General features: G+C 26.1%; 3 protein-coding genes. All 3 read left to right on the plus strand.

The window, feature by feature from the left end:
* The first annotated feature begins 358 nt into the window (after nucleotides 1-358).
* The 3 genes from I2E98_RS14390 (at nucleotide 359) to I2E98_RS14400 (ending at nucleotide 1,969) form a co-directional block, all read left to right on the plus strand.
* The gene (locus I2E98_RS14390) at nucleotides 359-775 is read left to right on the plus strand and encodes a hypothetical protein (protein ID WP_195469573.1); all 417 of its coding nucleotides are present in this window, start codon (nucleotides 359-361) and stop codon (nucleotides 773-775) included.
* Between the two features lie 206 nt (nucleotides 776-981).
* Nucleotides 982-1,536, plus strand: a complete 555-nt coding sequence (locus I2E98_RS14395; protein ID WP_195469574.1) for a Uma2 family endonuclease — start codon at nucleotides 982-984, stop codon at nucleotides 1,534-1,536.
* 43 nt (nucleotides 1,537-1,579) lie between these two features.
* Nucleotides 1,580-1,969 carry a (deoxy)nucleoside triphosphate pyrophosphohydrolase gene (locus I2E98_RS14400; RefSeq protein WP_195469575.1) on the plus strand — a complete coding sequence of 130 codons (390 nt, stop codon included), beginning with the start codon at nucleotides 1,580-1,582 and terminating at the stop codon, nucleotides 1,967-1,969.
* Nucleotides 1,970-2,120 lie beyond the last annotated feature (151 nt).

Genomic DNA, 2,120 nt, shown 5'->3' on the forward strand with positions numbered 1-2,120 from the left:
TATTAGCAACTATAATTGGTTCCATGTTAAGAAATCATAAATCAATAAGAGGAATTATTAGTTATGATAAAGCTTAGACCACATCATTATTATTGATAATAAAGTAATAAAATATTTTGAGTTAGAAGAAAAAATATATGAATATGAATCTTTAATAAGGTACATAAAGAGTCATATTACTAAGGAAATTATGGACGATATATGTGGAAATTGTGAATGGTATAGTATAAGTAAATGTAAGAAAAGAATGCTTGTAGAAATATAATTAGAGTGGAAGTTTTCTAAAAAATATATTTAGAAGACTTTAAAAGTAAAAACAGGTATAATATAAGTTGAAGATAAAGGAAGGAGATTAGAGATGTTATTAAAAGAACTAAACGAAAAAGAGGCGCAAGCTTTTTTAAAATTAGCTACTGAATTTATAAGCGTAGATGGAAATATTGATGTAAAAGAGAAGCAAATAATTGATAGATATTCAAAAGCATTGAATATTACCAATGCAGTAAATTCAATGGAAGTAGACGATGCTAAAAAAGTATTAGTAGAAGCATCTGAAAGAGTAAAAAACATAGTTTATTTTGAATTGTTAGGATTAGCTCTAGTAGATGGAGAGTATGAAAATACTGAAATAGATTTCTTAGAGGATTTATCAAATGCTTTTGGTATTGATAGAGCAAGTAAATTTAGATATGCAAATTTCTATTATGATATTGATAAAATAAAAGACTTATCTGAAGAAGAATTAGATGAAAAATTAAAGAATATAGTAAGATAAAAAAAGACATGCAGGGTTAATACGAAATATGGATTAACCCCGCATGTTTTTTTACATAATAATAAATAAGGATTATATCTTTAGGTTTTTTATATTTAGAATAAGAAAAAAATAAAAAGGCTAAAATTAATAATATGAAATTAGCTTATATGATATAATTATTATAGTTTTTATAATTTGAGAGTTTATCGGAAGGAGTACAAGTGATGGAGCCAATAAGAAATGTATTTATTACATTAGAGCAATTTGAAGAAATTCAAAGTAAGTATGATGGTGTATGTGAATATTTAAATGGAGAAATTTTATTTAGTTCAAGAACATCTAGACAACATAATAGAGTTGTTAGAAAAATATTAACGAAATTAGATATATATTTAGAGGGAAGTAAATGTGAGCCTTTTGCAGAACAAATAGAAGTTATATTTAAAAATGAAAGTGAACAGTATAATTTTTTACCAGATGTTTTTGTGATGTGTGAGGATGCTAAAACTTTAGGAGAAAGTTTCATATCAACTCCTAAGATTATTTTTGAAGTGGTATCTGAAAAGTATTCTGATAATGATTATTTTATAAAAGCTAGAATATATCAAAAATTTGGAGTGTTAGAATATAATATTGTTGAACCAAGCGGATCAATAACACAATATAGATTAATTAATGGACATTATGGAACACCTAAGGTGTTTGAAAATAATGATGTTTATAATAGTGTTGTATTTGATGATTTAAAAATAAAACTTGAAGATATTTTTGGTCAATAAAATTCATCTTAAAGTTATGAGTAATATGGAAAGGTAAGAACAAATGAAGGCAATAGAAGTAGTTGCAGCAATAATAAAAAAGGATGATAAAATATTTATCACTAAAAGAAGCTATGGGGAATTTATTGATATGTGGGAATTTCCAGGAGGAAAAGTAGAAGTAGGGGAAACTCAGGAAGAGGCATTAATAAGAGAGATAAAAGAAGAGTTAGAATTAGATATTACTAATCTAAACTATCTAACTACTGTAGAGTATTACTATCCTAGCTTTCATTTAATAATGCATTGCTTTATTTGTGAAATATGCGGAGGTACATTAAGCTTAAATGCTCATAATGATGCAAAGTGGGTTTCATTAGAACAGTTAGCATCACAAAAATGGATTCCAGCAGATATTGAAGTAGTTGAAAAGCTATTAGCTGTTACTAAGTAATATCATAATGATACAATCGTAATTTAGTGCTCATATAAAAGCACTAAAAAAGAGCCATAGATTTTCTATTGCTCTTTTTTAATGTATAGGAAAGTATAAAAATTTCAATGGCTGAAAGTTAGATAAAATCTAGCTTTCAGCCATTTTTTGT

Source organism: Clostridium sp. D43t1_170807_H7, assembly GCF_015555905.1.
GTDB lineage: Bacteria > Bacillota > Clostridia > Clostridiales > Clostridiaceae > Clostridium.